This window comes from Pseudomonas sp. H2_D02, assembly GCF_054677635.1.
Genome location: NZ_CP162816.1, coordinates 1,265,733 through 1,284,655, shown reverse-complemented (window position 1 = coordinate 1,284,655; position 18,923 = coordinate 1,265,733). Strand labels below are relative to the sequence as shown.

Sequence of the window (18,923 nt, the reverse complement as noted above, 5' to 3'; positions counted from 1 at the left end):
TTTTCTCCGGTAGCAGATCGTTCCAACCTACTGCCGGCCATCAAGCCTCACAATCACAGTCCAGACGCTGAATGCGCCATCATCACTCAACCCGCGGCGGCTTCCATGCGCACCGCGCCGCGACGATTCTGGCCGAAGGCGATCACACAGTTTCGACCCGCGCCCTTGGCGTTATAGAGCGCCTGGTCTGCCGATTTGAGCACTTCTTCGGGCGTACGCTGCTCGATGCGCTCGGCCACGCCGATGCTGACGGTCACCGATACGCTGGAGGCGCCAGCGCCGGCGCGACGCTGCCGCCCTTGTTGATCGTCCTGGGGGCGGCTGTCGGGATTGCGCAGTTGAATCGCGTACGTCTCGATGGATTGGCGGATGACTTCCAGATGGGGCATGCACTCATCAATGGTCTTGCCTGCGAACACCAAGGCGAATTCCTCGCCGCCGTAGCGATACGCCCTACCGCCACCGCCGATCTTCGACAGCTTGCTGGCCACCAGGCGCAGCACCTGGTCGCCGACGTCGTGGCCGTGGGTATCGTTGAATTTCTTGAAATGGTCGACGTCGCTCATTGCGAGCACGTAATTGCGCCCCAGGCGCTGCATGCGTTCGTTCAGCGCCCGACGTCCCGGCAGGCCGGTGAGTTCGTCGCGGAAGGCCATTTGATAAGCCTCGTGGGCAACCGCGGCGGCGATCATCAACATCACTTGGCTGCACATGATGTTCAGGGTGAACGGCAGGATGAAGGTTTTCGGCAGCATCCAGAACAAGCCAAGCAAGCCCACCAATTGCGCCGCGTGCAGCGGCCGGGGGTTGCGCCAGTATTGCCAGGCCAGCAGCAGGAACGCAGCCGCGAACATTGGGTAGGACAATTGGATCAGGCTCATCCAGGCGCCGTGCAACGCGGGCCAGCGGATCTCCGAAAGCCACAACAACAACGGCTGGGGGAAACTTTGCTCCAGCGCCAGGGCCACGCTGCCGAAGACCAGCAACACCGCGAACCGGGCCACCATGTCCTGGAACAGATGGGTGCGCTCCTGCCACGCGGCGAACAGCCCGAACAACAGCGGCAGCAGCAGGCAGACGAGATGGAAGACCACCGCCGCGTCTTCACGCACCTTGCCGTTATCGCGGTAAAAATCGGTCTGGGTATCCAGCAGGAAGTAGGCGATGTACACCGTGACCATCAGAAACAGCTCGCGCTGACGGCGGTAGACGGCGCAATACGCGCCTCCCAGAAGCAGCACCAATGTAGGCAGCACATTGAACAGGGAGGTGAAGAAGACGTTGAGATCCTTGACGTAGGCAGCCGCAAGCCCCGACAACAACAGCAGCAGTGACGGTAGGAAATGGCTCAGACGTACAGCGGAAGAACGCGGCAAGGGTAAAGCTCCGACCCGGCTGATCAAAGATGGCATTGTGCACGCGAGGTGTGACCGATGTCACACTGCCATCGCTGTAACGGCAGGTGGGGAAGTTTTCTTAGGGTTGGGTTGGATGAATATTGTTTCAGAATCACACTTGATGCCCACAAGGAAATTGTGGTGACCATGAAAAAGCCGCTGCTCCCGAAGAAGCAGCGGCTTTTGTGAAGAACAACCTAAAGCTTAGTAGCCCAGTGCGAAGTCTTCTTCTTTCATGTCCATCAGGTTGTTAGCGCCCGACAACATGGCCGCAACGTGAGTGCGGGTGCGCGGCAGGATGCGCTGGAAGTAGAAGCGCGCGGTCTGCAGCTTGGCGGTGTAGAAGGCTTCTTCGCTGGTGCCGGCTGCGAGTTTCTCCGCCGCCAGGCGCGCCATGTCGGCCCAGAAATAAGCCAGGCAGGCGTAACCGGAATACATCAGGTAATCCACCGAGGCCGCGCCGACTTCTTCGCGATCCTTCATGGCGGCCATGCCGACCTTCATGGTCAACTCGCCCCATTCCTTGTTCAACGCAGCCAGGGGTTCGACGAACTCCTTGACCGCTTCGTTGCCTTCGTTGCCCTGGCAGAACTTGTGGACGATCTTGGTGAAGCCCTTGAGCGCTTCGCCCTGGGTCATCAGCACTTTACGACCCAGCAGGTCGAGCGCCTGGATGCCGGTAGTGCCTTCGTACAGCATCGAGATACGGCTGTCGCGCACGTTCTGCTCCATGCCCCACTCGGCGATGAAACCGTGACCACCGTAGATCTGCACGCCGTGGTTGGCCGATTCGAAGCCGACTTCGGTCATGAAGGCCTTGGCGATTGGCGTCATGAACGCCAGCAGCGCGTCGGCTTTCTTCTTCTCTTCTTCGTCCACGCCATACTTGACGATATCGACCTGCTTGGCGGTGAAGTAGACCATCGCTCGGTTGCCCTCGGCGAAGGCTTTCATGGTCAGCAGCATGCGACGAACGTCAGGGTGGACGATGATCGGGTCAGCGGCCTTGTCCGGCGCTTTCGGGCCAGTCAGGGAACGCATCTGCAGGCGATCACGGGCGTATTTCAGGCCGCCCTGGAAGCCGATCTCGGCGTGGGCCAGGCCTTGCAGCGCGGTGCCCAGGCGTGCGGTGTTCATAAAGGTGAACATGCAGTTCAGGCCTTTGTTCGCCGGGCCGATCAGGAAACCGGTGGCCGCGTCGAAGTTCATCACGCAGGTGGCGTTGCCGTGGATGCCCATCTTGTGTTCCAGGGAGCCGCAGCTCACGGCATTGCGCTGGCCGACGGTGCCATCGGCGTTAGGCAGGAATTTCGGCACGATGAACAGCGAGATGCCCTTGGTGCCCGCAGGTGCATCCGGCAAGCGTGCCAGCACGATGTGGACGATGTTGTCGGCCATGTCGTGTTCGCCGGCCGAAATGAAGATCTTGGTGCCGGTCACTTTGTACGAACCATCGGCCTGAGGCTCGGCCTTGGTGCGCAGCATGCCCAGGTCGGTGCCGCAGTGCGGTTCGGTCAGGCACATGGTGCCGGTCCATTCGCCGGACACCAGCTTGGTCAGGTAAGCCTCTTGCTGCTCGGGCGTACCGTGTTCGGAAATGGTGTTCATCGCACCATGGGACAGGCCCGGGTACATGCCCCACGACCAGTTGGCTTCGCCGACCATCTCGCTGACTGCCAGGCCCAGGGACTCCGGCAAGCCTTGACCGCCATGCTCGACATCGTGGGCCAGGCTTGGCCAGCCGCCTTCGACGAACTGCTTGTAGGCTTCCTTGAAGCCGGTCGGGGTTTTCACGCCGGACTCGCTCCAGGTGCAACCTTCGATGTCACCCACGCGGTTCAGCGGCGCCAACACCTGCTCACAAAACTTGGCGCCTTCTTCGAGAATGGCGTCAACCATGTCCGGAGTTGCGTCCTGGCAAGCCGGAAGGCTCTGATAATGCGCTTCGTAGCCGAGCAGTTCGTCACGAACGAAGCGAATATCACGCAAGGGGGCCTTGTAGTCAGGCATAGCGATAACCTCTGCTGATGTAACCGGGGATGAACGACCGCGGCGAATTGTTGTAGCGGTCAAACAGGTGTTTGAAACATACGTTTACGCCCAAACCTTGTCAAGCGTCGATCCTTCGCCGTTCGTCATCGACCCCTGGAAAATATCGGACACAGAAAAACCATCGCGTTGAAAAATCAGCGATGCCTGCAAAAAAAGATTAGTCGAGCAATAAGACACCAGAGACAAGAACGCCGCGAATAATCGCGGCGTTCTCATAAATCTCAGGTGCTTGTATCAAGCGAAAGTATCAATCAACGTACCAAGCATCTCATCGGAAGCCTTGGCGACATTCACGCCCAGCTGTACTTGAAACTTGCCTTGGGCCATTTCGACCATGTTGCTGGCCACATCCGATTGCTGGCTGCGATCCACCGAACGCAGGCGATCGACCTGGACTTCGGACGACTGGCTGGTGACCGAACGCTCGATTGTATTGTTGGCGATCTGGCTGGAGGCCTGATCGACACGGTTCTGCCCTGTCTGAATCGTGCTCAGACCGGCATAGAACGCGGTGTTTCCTGAGATTTCCATGGCAGGGCTCGTCTACTTGAAGGGGTCGACACCGGCATTGAAACAGAAGCCCTGGAAAAACACCCGACAAAAACACTAATGGCACAGTGCCTCGTCATAGGCAAAACCTTGGCGGGTTCTCAGTCCAGCAAATCCAATTGCAGGTGCTCGGCTACCGCTTTAGCCGTCACGCTCTGGATCCGCGCCACCCGGCCCAGGCAAGGCGCCGGCAGGCGTTCGGCCAGGGTCGCCAGGTTTTCTTCGAGGCGCGAGGTGGCCGGGTCGATGATATTTGCCACCCAACCGGCCAATTGCAAACCGTCACGGGCAATAGCCTCGGCCGTCAACAACGCATGGCTGATACACCCCAGGCGCACGCCCACCACCAGGATCACCGGCAGCCCCAGCGCTATCGCCAAGTCGGAAAGATTGTCCTGGCCGGCCAGCGGCACGCGCCAACCGCCCGCGCCTTCGATCAAGGTGAAGTCGGCGTCCAGCGCCAGCACTTCGCGCATCGGCCCCAGCAGCGACTGCACCGTCAACGCCACACCGGCTTCCCGGGCGGCCAGGTGCGGTGCAATGGCCGGTTCGAATGCCACCGGATTGACCTGTGCATAAGTCAGCGGCACCGAGCACTCGGCCAGCAACGCCAAGGCGTCGGCATTGCGCAGGCCCTTGGGCGTCACGTCGCAGCCGGAGGCCACCGGTTTGCCGGCAGCCGTACTCATGCCGGCTTGTCGCGCCGCGTGCAGCAGGCCCGCCGCAACGGTGGTCTTGCCCACATCGGTATCGGTGCCGGTGATGAAATAAGCCTGGCTCATAGCGGTTTCTCCAACACGGCGTAGACCACCTGATAGGTCGCGGGCAGGCCCTGGGCCTGGCGGAACTGCTCGTAGGCTTCGACCAGCGCGAGGATTCGCGCCCTGCCCGTCAATCCTCCGGGTCGGCCCGGGTTCAGATTATGAGCGCCCAATGCTTTCAATTCGTGGGTCAGGCTACGTACATCCGGGTAGTGCAATACGTGGGGCTGATTTTCCAGGCGGAGGACATTCAATCCGCTGCTTGCGCATAACTGTTGATAAGTCTCGAAATCACGGAAACGGTTGACGTGCACCCAGCCATCCACCTGACGCCAACTGTCACGCAATTCGTACAGCGTGCCGACACAAAGGCTGGTAAAGGCAAACACGCCGCCCGGCTTCAATACGCGATGGGCCTCGCTCAGCACCGAGGCAAAATCGGCGCACCATTGCACCGCGAGACTGGAGAAAACCAAATCACAGCTCGCCGCCTGCAAAGGCAGCCGCTCAGCATCACCGGCGATGAAATGCGCGGCCCCGCCTCTTGGTCGAGCATGGTTGAGCATGCCCTCGGCAATATCCAGCGCGAAGCCGGTCTCCTCGCCGAAACGAGCACCCAAGGCCCGGGTGAAATAACCGGTGCCACAGCCCAGGTCCATCCAGCGCTGCGGATCAAGCGACGAAGGCAGTCGCCCGAGCAATTGTTGCCCCACGTCACGCTGCAGTTCAGCGACGCTGTCATAGCTGGCCGCCGCCCGGGAAAACGAGGCCGCGACCTGACGTTTATCGGGCAAGGCGCCAAGTAGCTTCACAGACAAATCAGTCATCACCGGACTCATGCAAGAAAGCCTGGATCGCCCCCGCCACGCCGTGGGGGTCTTCCAGAAGAAATGCGTGGCCGGCCTGTTCAATCAGGCCGATTTCGACATCCGGCAACAGCGCCAACAACTCGCCCGCCGCTTCGGCTGGCACCAAGGCATCGAGCCCGGCAAACAAATGCAATTGCGGGCCGCGAAACCCCTGCAATGCCACACGAGTGTCGAGCAGCGTCAACAACTCGAGCCCGGCCATCAGCACTTCAGGCGCTGTATTCGGAGCGCCGCCCAGCAACAATCGCGACAACCCCCGTGGGTCGCCGCAACCTTGGGCACACAGCAAACTGAAGCGTTTGAGCGTCTGGCGCGGATCCGCAGCACACCCGGCAAGAAACCCATCGAAGGTCTCGCCGGCCATCGCGCTCGGCCATTGATCATGAGCCACGAAAGACACATTGCTGGCCAACGTCAGCAAGCCACAGCAGCGCTCGCCCCGACGCGCCGCCAGTTCCGAGGCCAACATGCCACCCAGGGACCAGCCTCCGAGCCAGGCATCCTGAGGCAACGTCGCGTCCAACTCATCGAGCCAGTCCGCCAGATTGCTCGAAGCCAGCGCCGGCAAGGGCTCGATTTCCACCTGCAAGTGCTCATCGAGCCCCTGCAGCGCAGCGGCCAACGGTTCGAGAGGCGAAACGCCCAGGCCCCAACCAGGCAGCAATATCAGTCGATCACGCATGACTCGGCTCCGGTCCCAGTTGGACAAAACACTCCGCCAGTGCCTCTAACAATAGTTGCACCTGGGCTTCGCTGTGGGCGGCGGTCAGGGTCACACGCAGGCGAGCACTGCCGGCGGGGACGGTCGGTGGACGGATCGCGGTCACCATCAGCCCCCGTTCACGCAGCATCCGTGACAGTTGCATCGCCCGCCCGGCATCTCCGATCAGGATGGGCTGGATCGGCGTGAAACTGTCCATCAATTGCAAACCAATCTGCTCGGCGCCCTGGCGGAACTGGCGAATCAGTCGCTGCAAATGCTCACGCCGCCAATCTTCGCTGCGCAGCAGTTCAAGGCTCTTGAGCGTGGCGCAGGCCAAAGCCGGTGGCTGGCTCGTGGTGTAGATGTAGGGACGCGCGAACTGGACGAGGCTTTCGATGAGTTCCTCACTGCCCGCCACAAAGGCGCCAGCGGTGCCAAAAGCCTTGCCCAGCGTGCCGACCAGCACGGGGACGTCTTCCTGGCTCAGACCGAAATGTTCGACGACACCGCCGCCGCTGGTGCCCAGCGTGCCGAAGCCGTGGGCATCATCCACCATCAGCCAGGCGCCCTTGGCCTTGGCTTCATGGGCGAGGGCCGGCAAGTCGGCGACGTCGCCGTCCATGCTGAATACCCCATCGGTGACCACCAAGGTGTTACCAACCGCTTTTTCCAGGCGCTGGGCCAGGCTCCGGGCATCGTTGTGCAGATAACGGTTGAAACGCGCGCCGGACAACAAACCGCCATCGATCAATGAAGCGTGGTTGAGGCGATCCTCCAGCACGGTGTCGCCCTGCCCGATCAACGCCGTGACCGCGCCGAGATTGGCCATGTAGCCGGTGGTGAAAAGCAACGCCCGTGGGCGGCCGGTCAGCTCGGCCAATGCTTCTTCCAAGGCGTGATGCGGCCCGCTGTGGCCGATTACCAGATGAGAGGCCCCGCCGCCGACGCCCCAACGCGCGGCACCTTCGCGCCAGGCCTCGATGACTTGCGGGTGATTGGCCAGGCCCAGGTAATCGTTGTTGCAGAACGCCAACAGCGGCTGGCCGTCGACCACCACTTCCGGACCCTGGGGGCTTTCGAGCAGCGGGCGCTGGCGATAGAGATTTTCAGCACGACGGGCAGCCAGGCGTGCGGCGAGATCGAAGGGCATGCTGGCCTCAACTGTTTAAAGACTGGCCAAAGCCCCTTGTGGGAGCGAGCTTGCTCGCGATAGCGGTGAGCCAGTCGACATAAATGTTGAATGTTCCATCGCCATCGCGAGCAAGCTCGCTCCCACAGGGTCTTGCATTCCAATCAGGGAATCGGTGCGTGATCAAACAGCGGCGTTATAGAACTGCTCGCTGCTCTTCTGCTCCACCAGCGCCTGTTCAATGGCCGCCTGGTGCACTTCATCGGCATGTTCTTCACGGGCTTCCGGCTGGATGCCCAGGCGCGCGAACAGTTGCATGTCCTTGTCAGCCTGCGGGTTGGCGGTGGTCAGCAGCTTGTCGCCGTAGAAGATCGAGTTCGCGCCGGCGAAAAACGCCAGGGCCTGCATTTGCTCGTTCATCGCTTCGCGGCCGGCGGACAAGCGCACGTGGGATGTCGGCATGAGGATCCGCGCCACGGCCAGCATGCGGATGAAATCGAACGGATCGACATCCTCGGCATTCTCCAGCGGCGTGCCCGCGACTTTCACCAGCATGTTGATCGGCACCGACTCCGGGTGCTCCGGCAGGTTTGCCAGTTGGATCAGCAGGTTGGCGCGGTCGTCCAGGGATTCGCCCATGCCGAGGATGCCACCGGAGCAGATCTTCATCCCAGAATCACGCACGTAGGCCAGGGTCTGCAGGCGCTCGCTGTAGGTGCGGGTGGTGATGATGCTGCCGTAGAACTCCGGCGAGGTATCGAGGTTGTGGTTGTAGTAATCCAGGCCGGCCTGGGCCAGCGCTTCGGTCTGTTCCTGGTCGAGGCGGCCCAGGGTCATGCAGGTCTCCAGGCCCATGGCCTTCACACCCTTGACCATCTCCAGCACGTAAGGCATGTCCTTGGCCGACGGGTGCTTCCACGCCGCGCCCATGCAGAATCGGGTCGAACCGATGGCCTTGGCCCGAGCCGCCTCTTCGAGGACCTTCTGCACTTCCAGCAATTTCTCTTTTTCCAGCCCGGTGTTGTAGTGGCCGGACTGTGGACAATATTTGCAATCTTCCGGGCAAGCGCCGGTCTTGATCGACAGCAGCGTGGAAACCTGGACGCGGTTGGCGTCGAAGTGCGCGCGGTGCACGGTCTGCGCCTGGAAAAGCAGGTCGTTGAATGGCTGGACGAAGAGTGCTTTGACTTCGGCCAAAGACCAGTCATGACGCAGGTTGGCAGTGGTGCTGGCGCTCATGGGCATTTCCTTGATTATGCTTGGCTGGCGCCTGGGACACTCAATACCCACAGGCGCGACACGGATGTTCGGCATATTTAAGGAAGTGTCATGCGCTGTCAACCTCGATACAAATGGCCGGTTTACATCTGGTTAAAAAACAAACAATCCTGTCTGTTATGCGGCGAACCCACGGACACACCGCAGCCAATCTGCACGCCTTGTGAAAGCGAGTTGCCCTGGCTTGGCTATCAATGCAATGTCTGCGCGCTTCCGCTGCCCATGTCAGGGCTCCGCTGCGGACAATGCGCCACGCGACCGCCGGCTTTCGAACGGGTCGTGGCGCCGTGGATCTATGACTTCCCGGTGGACACGCTGGTCACCCGCTTCAAGCATCAGGCGAAGTGGCCGCTTGGGCGCTTACTCGGCGAACTGTTGGCGCAGTCGATCCAACATCATTTTGATGAAGGGCTGGAGCGTCCCGACGCGTTGGTGCCGGTGCCACTGGCGGCTCGACGCCTCCGGCAGCGCGGTTTCAACCAGGCGGCGCTGCTGGCCCGCTGGCTCAGCGAGCCGTTGCAGATTCCTTGCGACGAGAATCTGCTGCTGCGCGTCCAGGACACCCCTGCGCAACAGGCCCTTGATGCCCGGGCGCGACGTCGCAATCTTCGCCAAGCCTTTGCCCTGGCACCTGACGCTTTATTGATGAACCGCCACTTGGCCCTGGTGGACGATGTGCTCACCACGGGTGCCACGGCCCAGACGCTAGCACGCCTGTTACTCGATGCTGGCGCCGCCCGGGTCGATGTGTATTGCCTGGCCCGCACGCCAAAACCCGGCGACCCCGCTTGACGCGCCGCCGCCGAGGCGCCAACGTCCGGGCATCAAATCCCTGCGCGCAGTTTTTCGTCATGTCATTGCCTACGCTCCTGACCCAGCACATCGTCCGCCGACCACAGCGCATCGCCCTGTTGCAGCACATCGCCGAACAGGGCTCGATCACCCGCGCCGCCAAGAGCGCGGGCCTGAGCTATAAGGCCGCATGGGACGCGATTGACGAACTGAACAACCTGGCGGACCAACCGCTGGTCGTACGCAGCGTGGGTGGCAAGGGCGGTGGTGGCGCAAAACTGTCGGAGGAAGGCCAACGTGTCCTGCGCCTCTATCAGCGCTTGCAAACCTTGCAGGCGCAACTTCTGGAAGCGAGCGAGGACGCAGGGGACCTGGGGCTGCTCAGCCGACTGATGCTGCGCACCAGTGCCCGGAACCAGTTGCATGGCAAAGTCCTCGGCATCGACGCCCAAGGTCACAACGACCGGGTGTGCGTGGAGCTGGCTCGCGGCCTGGTCATCGACACGCAGATCACCCACGACAGCACGCTGCGCCTGGAACTGGAAACCGGTACCGAAGTGGTCGCCTTGATCAAGGCCGGTTGGCTGGAACTGTACCCCGCTGATCAGCCAGAGCATCCGGGGACCAATACGCTGCGCGGGGTAATCGAAGACATCGCCGCCGCCGAAAACGGCCCCAGCGAGGTGCGCATCGGCCTGCCCAATGGCCAGACCTTGTGTGCCCTGGCTCATCCGTCGCTGCTCAGAGAGCGAAACCTTGACGCCGGCTCACCGGTGCAAGTGTGTTTTTCGCCGTCGAATGTGTTGCTGGGCACGCCGTTGTAGGCCGCTGAAACAAAAGCTTCATCGACCCGCTTTAAGGTGACTGCCAAAACCAGCAGGGAGCCTGATGATGAGCCTATTAGAAGATAACCAATCCACCGACCTGGAAAACATCGTCGGCTTGAGCCGTCGCCGCTTCATTGGTGCCGGCGCCCTATGCGGTGCAGCGATGTTCCTGGGCGGCAACCTGCTGAGCCGCAGCGTCATGGCCGCCGCCGTGAGCGAAGGCAACAAACGCATGCTGGGCTTCGACGGCATCGCCGCCGCGACGACAGACACCATTACGCTGCCGCCAGGCTACAAAGCCTCGGTGTTGATCAGTTGGGGCCAGCCACTGCAAAAAAACGCACCGGCATTCGACCCCAGCGGCAACGGCACCGCCCGCGCGCAGGAAGTGCAATTTGGCGACAACAACGACGGCATGAGCCTGTTCCCAATGCCAGGGGACGAAAACCGTGCGTTGATGGCAATCAACAACGAATACACCAATTATCGCTATCTCTTCCCCCATGGCGGTCAGCCGCAGTCGGCCGAAGAGGTGCACAAGGCCCAGGCCTGCGAAGGCGTGTCGGTGATCGAGATCGAACGTCGTCGCGGTCAATGGCAGTTCGTCCAGGATTCTCGCTACAACCGCCGGATCCATGGCAACACGCCGATTCGCCTGAGCGGCCCGGCTGCCGGTCACGACTGGGTGAAAACCAGTGCCGACAAAAGCGGCAAGAAAGTGCTGGGCACCTTCCAGAACTGCGCCAATGGCATGACGCCGTGGGGCACTTACCTGACCTGTGAAGAAAACTTCACCGACTGCTTCGGCAGCAGCAAGGCCGACCTGAAATTCGATGACGCGCAAAAGCGCTACGGCGCCACCGTCACCAGCCGCGAGATCAACTGGCACCCGCATGACCCGCGCTTCGACCTGGCGAAGAACCCCAACGAACTCAATCGCCATGGCTGGGTGGTGGAAATCGATCCATTCGACCCAAAATCCACTCCGGTGAAACGCACGGCCCTGGGCCGTTTCAAACACGAAAACGCCGCCCTCGCACAAACCCATGACGGTCGCGCCGTGGTGTACATGGGCGACGACGAACGCGGCGAATTCATCTACAAATTCGTCAGCCGGGATCGCATCGACCACCGCAACGCCAAGGCCAACCGCGACTTGCTGGACCATGGCACCCTGTACGTGGCGCGCTTCGACGCCGGCGATGGCAACCCGGACCATCCGAAAGGCAAGGGCCAGTGGATCGAGCTGAGCCACGGCAAGAACGGCCTCGACGCCAGCAAGGGCTTCAATGGCCAGGCCGAGGTGCTGATCCACGCGCGCCTGGCCGGCAGTGCCGTGGGCGCGACTCGCATGGACCGCCCTGAGTGGATCGTGGTCAGCCCGAAAGACGGCCAGGTCTATTGCACCCTGACCAACAACGCCAAGCGCGGCGAAGACGGCCAACCGGTGGACGGGCCAAACCCACGGGCCAAGAACGTCTACGGGCAGATCCTGCGCTGGCGCACCGACCGCGACGACCACGCCTCCAACACCTTCGAGTGGGACCTGTTCGTGGTCGCGGGCAACCCGACGGTACATGCCGGCACCCCGAAAGCCGGGTCGTCCAACGTCACTGCACAGAACATGTTCAATAGCCCCGACGGCCTGGGCTTCGACAAGGCCGGCCGGCTATGGATCCTCACCGACGGCGACTCCAGCAACGCCGGGGACTTCGCCGGCATGGGCAACAACCAGATGCTCTGCGCCGACCCCGACAGTGGCGAAATCCGCCGCTTCATGGTCGGGCCGGTGGGCTGTGAAGTGACCGGGATCAGTTTTGCACCGGACCAGAAGGCCCTTTTCGTGGGCATTCAGCACCCGGGTGAAAACGGCGGTTCGACCTTCCCCGAGCACCTGCCCAATGGCAAGCCGCGGTCTTCGGTGATGGTGATTACCCGCGAAGACGGCGGCGTCATCGGCGCCTGACACTTTGTGGCGAGGGAGCTTGCTCCCTCGCCACAAAGTCTCAACGATCAATCCCGACTGCTTTGCGCTACCATGCTGGGCCGGACGCGGCAGCCCTGCCGCTGCGCAGGAGTCAGCATGTCCCATCCGTTCGAAACCCTCACGCCCGACCTGGTGCTCGATGCCGTTGAAAGCATCGGCTTTCTCAGCGACGCCCGCGTGCTGGCCCTCAACAGTTACGAAAACCGCGTCTATCAGGTCGGCATCGAAGACGCCGAGCCGCTGATCGCCAAGTTCTATCGCCCCCAGCGCTGGACCAACGAAGCCATTCTGGAAGAACACCAATTCACCTTCGAACTGGCCGACCGTGAAGTGCCGGTGGTGGCGCCGTTGATCCATAACGGCGCCAGCCTGCACGAACATGCCGGGTTTCGTTTCACCCTGTTTCCCCGCCGCGGCGGCCGCGCGCCGGAGCCAGGCAATCTCGATCAGCTTTATCGCCTGGGCCAGTTGCTCGGGCGCCTGCACGCGATCGGCGCGACCCGTCCGTTCGAACACCGTGAAGCGCTGGGCGTGAAGAATTTCGGCCACGACTCGCTGGACACTGTGCTGCAAAGCGGCTTCGTCCCTCGTAGCCTGCTGCCGGCCTACGAATCGGTTGCCAGGGACTTGCTCAAGCGCGTCGAGGATGCCTACGCCGCCACGCCCCACCAGAACATCCGCATGCACGGCGACTGCCATCCCGGCAACATGATGTGCCGCGACGAGGTGTTCCACATCGTCGACCTGGACGATTGCCGCATGGGGCCGGCGGTGCAGGATCTGTGGATGATGCTTGCAGGGGATCGCCAGGAATGCCTGGGGCAGCTGTCGGAGTTGATGGACGGTTACCAGGAATTCCATGATTTCGATCCGCGGGAATTGGCACTGATCGAACCTCTGCGAGCCCTGCGCCTGATGCATTACAGCGCCTGGCTGGCCCGCCGCTGGGACGACCCGGCGTTTCCGCGGAGTTTCCCGTGGTTTGGCAGTGAGCGTTACTGGGGCGACCAGATATTGGCGTTGCGCGAGCAATTGGCGGCGCTCAATGAAGAGCCGTTGAAGCTTTTTTGATTGGATTGGGTTCCACCAGTCACTGCGAATCCCCTGTGGGAGCGGGCTTGCTCGCGAAAGCGGTGGATCAGCTTGCATGGATGTTGAATGTGCAGCCGCCTTCGCGAGCAAGCCCGCTCCCACACAGGGTTCGCAGTGGAACGCTCACAAAGGTTCACAGCACAACCAGACAAATCTCCTTACAATCACTCCTTTGTTAGCTGCCTAAGCAAGGATTCTGCATGCAAGCCGCCAACCCGCGTCGCGGGTACATCCTGGGCCTGAGTGCCTACATCATCTGGGGTCTGTTCCCGATCTATTTCAAAGCCATCGCCAGCGTGCCGTCGGTGGAAATCATTATCCACCGGGTGCTGTGGTCCGCCCTGTTCGGTGCGGCGTTACTGATGGTCTGGAAACACCCAGGCTGGTGGCGCGAGTTGCGGGACAATCCGCGTCGCCTGGCGATCCTGGCCTTGAGCGGCACGTTGATCGCGGCCAACTGGCTGACCTACGTCTGGGCGGTAAACAACGGGAGGATGCTCGAAGCCAGCCTGGGCTACTACATCAATCCGCTGATCAACGTATTGCTGGGCATGCTGATCCTCGGCGAGCGCCTGCGCCGCATGCAGTGGCTGGCGGTGGGGTTGGCGGCAGTCGGCGTGGCCCAGCAGGTCTGGCAAGTGGGCAGCCTGCCGTGGGTGTCGCTGGCACTGGCGCTGACGTTTGGCTTCTACGGATTGATCCGCAAGCAGGCGCCGGTCAAGGCCTTGCCCGGGCTGGTGGTGGAAACCTGGATGCTGGTGCCGATCGCCATCGCCTGGTTGCTGTTCAATCCATCGGCCACCAGCGCCCAAGCCGCGTTCTGGACCACCTCCGAAGCCTGGTGGCTGGTGGCGGCCGGCCCGGTGACGCTGGTCCCACTGGTGTGCTTCAACGCCGCTGCGCGGCATTTGCCTTACACCACGCTGGGTTTCTTGCAGTACATCGCCCCGACGCTCGTGCTCCTGCTCGCAGTGCTGCTGTTCGGTGAGCATCTGTCGTCCAGCACGTTGGTGGCGTTCATCTTTATCTGGGCCGGACTGGCGGTGTACAGCATCGATGCCGTGATCAGCATGCGTCGGCGCAACTGATCAAAAAACGCACAACCTTCTACAGGCCACGTCCGGCGTGGCCTGCGCGTTTCCTTCCCAAGGTTATCCACAGCGTGATCCCCGCCGTTTGTGCACAAGCCCTTGAAAACTGGTGGTTTTTTGATCATCGACCGCTGAGCCCCGGCGGGCTTGGGCTGGGGCCGGGTCTCTACAGGTTATCCACAGGCAGGCGCAGTTTTTCCTTGGATAACCTTGTCAGGCTTCGTCGCTGAGTTTCAGCTCAACCATCAACTCATCGGCCAAGGTCTCCAGGCGTTCCTGCAGTGTTTCCAGCGACAGGGTCAGGGGCACCCCGAGAATCGCCTCGGCATGAAACAGCAACTCACTGCTCATGGGCGCCGGCCGGACGTGGGTCACCAGACGCTCGACATTGACGCCCTGCTCGCTCAACAAGCGGGTGATGTCCCGCACGATGCCAGGACGATCATTGCCCACCAGCTCCATGGCAATGGGTTTCCAGGTGCAGGACTCTTCAACGGCGCTTTCCGCGATCAACACGCGAATGCCGTGGACCGACAATCCCTGCAAGGCTTCGATCAATTCTTCATGGGCCTCGGCCGGAGCGCTGAGGCGCAGGATCCCGGCGAATTGCCCGGCCAAGTGCGACATGCGGCTTTCCAGCCAGTTACCACCATGCGCGGCGATGCAATCGGCGATGCGCTCGACCTGCCCGGGTTTGTCCGGGGCGAAAACAGTGATGACGAGGTGGTCCATGGCGCAGTCCTCTTGTTGGGGAAGAAAGAGTATAGGCAGGGCGCACAAATCCTGTGGCGAGGGGATTTATCCCCGCTGGGGCGCGAAGCGGCCCTTAATCCTTATACCTCGGCGTGCCATACGGATTGGGTCGATATGCGATGGGGCTGCTTCGCAACCCAGCGGGGATAAATCCCCTCGCCACAGTTGTGTGTGCACTTCAGAGCCCGCCTATAAATCGTGTACAGGTTTTAATATTTATCTGGAACAATCCATCTGTTTTTTGAGAACATCCCGTTCCGCGCTGTGACTGTACTGCTTTAGTCGGTCGCAGAACGACGCAATTAGTCTAATTTTCACATGCGCAATTGATCATGTAGTATGCCGCAGCGCGCACTACATAATCGTACTGCGAGATGTTCCACCGATGTCTGCCCAGGCCGGTCGCATCCCTGTAAAGCCCCGTCAGCAAGGCTTGATCACCCAGCCGCCAGCGATGGCATGTACTGGTTCAGGGGTTTGTGGTTTAAATGTCCGAGGCTTCATTGTCAAAATCGAAGAGCTGAAAAGCGAAATAGCTGAGCAGAGTGAGGCAAGCAATGACTGAACACGTTCAAGTCGGTGGCCTGCAGGTCGCCAAAGTCCTGTTCGACTTCGTGAATAACGAAGCCATTCCCGGAACCGGCCTCACCGCCGACGCATTCTGGGCCGGCGCCGACAAGGTCATTCATGACCTGGCTCCGAAGAACAAAGCCCTACTCGCCAAACGCGACGATTTCCAGGCGCGGATCGACGCCTGGCACCAGGCACGTGCCGGCCAGGCCCACGACGCCGTGGCTTACAAAGCCTTCCTGCAAGACATTGGATACCTGCTGCCAGAAGCGGCGGACTTCCAGGCCACGACCCAAAACGTCGATGACGAAATCGCCCGCATGGCCGGCCCGCAACTGGTGGTGCCGGTGATGAACGCCCGCTTCGCCCTCAACGCCTCGAACGCCCGCTGGGGTTCGCTGTATGACGCGCTGTACGGCACCGATGCCATCAGCGAGGCCGATGGCGCGGAAAAAGGCAAAGGCTACAACAAGGTCCGCGGTGACAAGGTCATCGCCTTCGCCCGTGCCTTCCTCGACGAAGCAGCCCCGCTGGCCGCCGGCTCCCACGTTGACTCCACCGCCTACAAAATCGTCGACGGCAAACTGGTGGTCACCCTCAAGGGCGGCAGCAACAGCGGCCTGCGCGTTGATGCCCAACTGATCGGCTTCCAGGGCGATGCCTCGGCACCGACCGCGGTGCTGCTGAAACACAACGGCCTGCACTTCGAAATCCAGATCGACGCCAGCACCCCGGTCGGCCAGACCGATGCCGCCGGCGTCAAAGACATCCTGATGGAAGCGGCGCTGACCACCATCATGGACTGCGAAGACTCGGTCGCCGCCGTCGATGCAGATGACAAAGTGGTGATCTATCGCAACTGGCTGGGCCTGATGAAGGGCGACCTGGCGGAACAAGTCGCCAAGGGCGGCCAGACCTTCACCCGGACCATGAACCCGGACCGCGTCTACACCGCCGCAGACGGTTCGAGCGTGACCCTGCACGGCCGCTCACTGCTGTTCGTGCGCAACGTTGGCCACCTGATGACCATCGACGCGATCCTGGACAAGGACGGCAACGAAGTGCCGGAAGGTATCCTCGACGGCCTGGTCACCAGCCTGGCGGCGATCCACAGCCTCAACGGCAACACCTCGCGCCGCAACAGCCGCACCGGCTCGGTGTACATCGTCAAGCCGAAGATGCACGGCCCGGAAGAAGCCGCGTTCACCAACGAGCTGTTCGGTCGCGTCGAGGACGTGCTGAACCTGCCGCGCAACACCCTCAAGGTCGGGATCATGGACGAGGAGCGCCGTACCACGGTCAACCTCAAGGCCTGCATCAAGGCAGCCAGCGAGCGCGTGGTGTTCATCAATACCGGTTTCCTCGACCGCACCGGCGATGAAATCCACACCTCCATGGAAGCCGGCCCGATGGTGCGCAAGGCCGACATGAAGGCCGAGAAGTGGATCGGCGCGTATGAAAACTGGAACGTCGACATCGGCTTGAGCACCGGCCTGCAAGGTCGCGCGCAAATCGGCAAGGGCATGTGGGCGATGCCCGACCTGATGGCGGCGATGCTCGAACAGAAAATCGCTCACCCAATGGCCGGCGCCAATACCGCATGGGTGCCGTCGCCGACTGCCGCCGCGTTGCACGCGCTGCATTACCACAAGGTCGACGTGTTCGCCCGCCAGGCCGAACTGGCCAAGCGCGCCCGCGCTTCGGTGGACGACATCCTGACCATCCCACTGGCCGTCAACCCGAGCTGGACGCCGGAGCAGATCAAGAACGAACTGGACAACAACGCCCAGGGCATCCTCGGCTACGTGGTACGTTGGATCGACCAGGGCGTCGGCTGTTCCAAAGTGCCGGACATCAACGATATCGGCCTGATGGAAGACCGGGCGACGCTGCGTATTTCCAGCCAGCACATCGCCAACTGGCTGCGCCACGGCATCGTCACGCAAGATCAGGTGATGGAAAGCCTCAAGCGCATGGCGCCGGTGGTCGACCGCCAGAACGCCAGCGACCCGCTGTACCGCCCGCTGGCGCCGGACTTCGACAGCAACATCGCCTTCCAGGCGGCGGTCGAGTTGGTGGTCGAAGGCACCAAGCAGCCGAATGGCTATACCGAGCCGGTGCTGCACCGTCGTCGTCGCGAGTTCAAGGCCGCCAATGGGTTGTGATTGAGCGACAGTGATGCAAAAAAGCCCTGATCTCTCGATCAGGGCTTTTTCATTTGCAACACCTGACAGCCTTTGTGGCGAGGGAGCTTGCTCCCGCTCGGTTGCGCAGCGACCGCAATATAGCTCAATGGAGATTCCCAGGTCTGGAAAAGGGTCTGCTTCGCAGCCCAGCGGGAGCAAGCTCCCTCGCCACAAAAGCACTTCGGCACGATTGAAGAAGATGGGCTAAAGATCCATCCCCAACTCATGCTTGACCAACCCCAGCAGCTTTTCGGTGTCGATCGGCTTGAGCAAAAAGTCCACCACGCTCAGGTGCATGGCTTCGATGGCGTCCTTCACATCGGCGTCGCCCGACACGATGATGATCGGCAACGCGGCACGCTCCGACTCACGCACCAGGCGCACCAGTTCCAGGCCATCGACGTTGCCCATGCGCAGGTCGGTGATAAGCAGGCCAATGGACGGCTTGGTCTCCAGCATCTTGAGTGCGGTTTCGCCACTGGCCGCGGTCATGCAGCGGATGCCGTCCAATGCCAGGATCTCCGACAGCAGCTCGCGGGCGTCCTTGTCGTCATCGACGATCAATACACGCTGCGGCGGCAGGTCGGGTTCCAGCATGACGGCACTCAGCGCCTCGCGCTCGGCGTCACTCAAAATATCGTGGTCGGACATGATGCTCTCTACGTTCCTTGAATCGATCCCCTGGCACAGTGGTCAGACATCGTTCTGCGGCGCTTCAATGTGCACTTCGTCGGATTTTTTTCCAAGAGCATTCGAGGAAGAATTTTCCGAGGCGAAGCGTAGGATATTTCTGTAGTTCCGGCCTGATAGTGGCGACCTAGACTTACGTCCAATGGGCACTCCACGTTCAGAGGCCGACCATGGCGAACAGATCCGACCACAACAAA

16 protein-coding genes are annotated in these 18,923 nt (G+C 61.4%); 6 read left to right on the top strand and 10 right to left on the bottom strand.

The annotated features are described in order from the left end of the window. Positions 1-86 precede the first annotated feature (86 nt). The 8 genes from AB4N42_RS05815 to bioB form a co-directional block, all read right to left on the bottom strand. A complete protein-coding gene (locus AB4N42_RS05815) occupies positions 87-1,376 on the bottom strand; it encodes a GGDEF domain-containing protein (protein ID WP_030139256.1) in 1,290 nt (429 codons plus the stop codon). 225 nt (positions 1,377-1,601) lie between these two features. Next, on the bottom strand, positions 1,602-3,407 hold the full coding sequence (locus AB4N42_RS05810; protein WP_030139257.1) for a phenylacyl-CoA dehydrogenase: 1,806 nt from the start codon (positions 3,405-3,407) through the stop codon (positions 1,602-1,604). A 276-nt stretch (positions 3,408-3,683) separates the two neighbouring features. Continuing rightward, positions 3,684-3,980, bottom strand: coding sequence for a hypothetical protein (locus AB4N42_RS05805; protein ID WP_030139258.1), 297 nt, complete (start codon positions 3,978-3,980; stop codon positions 3,684-3,686). A 119-nt stretch (positions 3,981-4,099) separates the two neighbouring features. Then, entirely contained in the window at positions 4,100-4,780 is a 681-nt protein-coding gene (gene bioD, locus AB4N42_RS05800; RefSeq protein WP_030139259.1) for a dethiobiotin synthase, read from the bottom strand. Beyond that, complete coding sequence (bioC, locus tag AB4N42_RS05795) at positions 4,777-5,586, bottom strand: malonyl-ACP O-methyltransferase BioC (protein ID WP_460115966.1); 810 nt, start codon at positions 5,584-5,586, stop codon at positions 4,777-4,779. Before bioC ends, bioD begins: the two co-directional genes overlap by 4 nt. Next, the gene (locus AB4N42_RS05790; protein WP_323154449.1) at positions 5,579-6,310 is read right to left on the bottom strand and encodes an alpha/beta fold hydrolase; all 732 of its coding nucleotides are present in this window, start codon (positions 6,308-6,310) and stop codon (positions 5,579-5,581) included. The genes bioC and AB4N42_RS05790 overlap by 8 nt, the downstream gene beginning before the upstream one ends. Then, positions 6,303-7,481, bottom strand: a complete 1,179-nt coding sequence (bioF, locus tag AB4N42_RS05785) for an 8-amino-7-oxononanoate synthase (RefSeq protein ID WP_460115965.1) — start codon at positions 7,479-7,481, stop codon at positions 6,303-6,305. The genes AB4N42_RS05790 and bioF overlap by 8 nt, the downstream gene beginning before the upstream one ends. A gap of 162 nt (positions 7,482-7,643) precedes the next feature. After that, the gene (bioB, locus tag AB4N42_RS05780; RefSeq protein WP_030139263.1) at positions 7,644-8,699 is read right to left on the bottom strand and encodes a biotin synthase BioB; all 1,056 of its coding nucleotides are present in this window, start codon (positions 8,697-8,699) and stop codon (positions 7,644-7,646) included. Between the two features lie 90 nt (positions 8,700-8,789). Here bioB and AB4N42_RS05775 point away from each other — a divergent pair, with 90 nt between their 5' ends. The 5 genes from AB4N42_RS05775 (at position 8,790) to rarD (ending at position 14,524) form a co-directional block, all read left to right on the top strand. Beyond that, complete coding sequence (locus tag AB4N42_RS05775; protein ID WP_198797849.1) at positions 8,790-9,530, top strand: ComF family protein; 741 nt, start codon at positions 8,790-8,792, stop codon at positions 9,528-9,530. A 59-nt stretch (positions 9,531-9,589) separates the two neighbouring features. Beyond that, positions 9,590-10,354 carry a TOBE domain-containing protein gene (locus AB4N42_RS05770; protein ID WP_431147293.1) on the top strand — a complete coding sequence of 255 codons (765 nt, stop codon included), beginning with the start codon at positions 9,590-9,592 and terminating at the stop codon, positions 10,352-10,354. Positions 10,355-10,421: 67 nt separating this feature from the next. After that, positions 10,422-12,323: a PhoX family protein gene (locus AB4N42_RS05765; protein WP_030139266.1), complete on the top strand. Its 1,902-nt coding sequence runs from the start codon at positions 10,422-10,424 to the stop codon at positions 12,321-12,323. Positions 12,324-12,440: 117 nt separating this feature from the next. Beyond that, positions 12,441-13,415, top strand: coding sequence for a serine/threonine protein kinase (locus tag AB4N42_RS05760; RefSeq protein WP_030139267.1), 975 nt, complete (start codon positions 12,441-12,443; stop codon positions 13,413-13,415). A 221-nt stretch (positions 13,416-13,636) separates the two neighbouring features. Next, positions 13,637-14,524 carry an EamA family transporter RarD gene (rarD, locus tag AB4N42_RS05755; RefSeq protein ID WP_198797850.1) on the top strand — a complete coding sequence of 296 codons (888 nt, stop codon included), beginning with the start codon at positions 13,637-13,639 and terminating at the stop codon, positions 14,522-14,524. Positions 14,525-14,740: 216 nt separating this feature from the next. On the opposite strand, the gene AB4N42_RS05750 is transcribed toward rarD, so the two are convergent. Then, on the bottom strand, positions 14,741-15,259 hold the full coding sequence (locus tag AB4N42_RS05750; protein WP_030139269.1) for a glycine cleavage system transcriptional repressor: 519 nt from the start codon (positions 15,257-15,259) through the stop codon (positions 14,741-14,743). A 578-nt stretch (positions 15,260-15,837) separates the two neighbouring features. Here AB4N42_RS05750 and AB4N42_RS05745 point away from each other — a divergent pair. After that, entirely contained in the window at positions 15,838-18,015 is a 2,178-nt protein-coding gene (locus AB4N42_RS05745; protein WP_460115964.1) for a malate synthase G, read from the top strand. A 225-nt stretch (positions 18,016-18,240) separates the two neighbouring features. Here AB4N42_RS05745 and AB4N42_RS05740 read toward each other — a convergent pair whose 3' ends face one another. Next, entirely contained in the window at positions 18,241-18,687 is a 447-nt protein-coding gene (locus tag AB4N42_RS05740) for a response regulator (RefSeq protein ID WP_030139271.1), read from the bottom strand. Positions 18,688-18,923 lie beyond the last annotated feature (236 nt).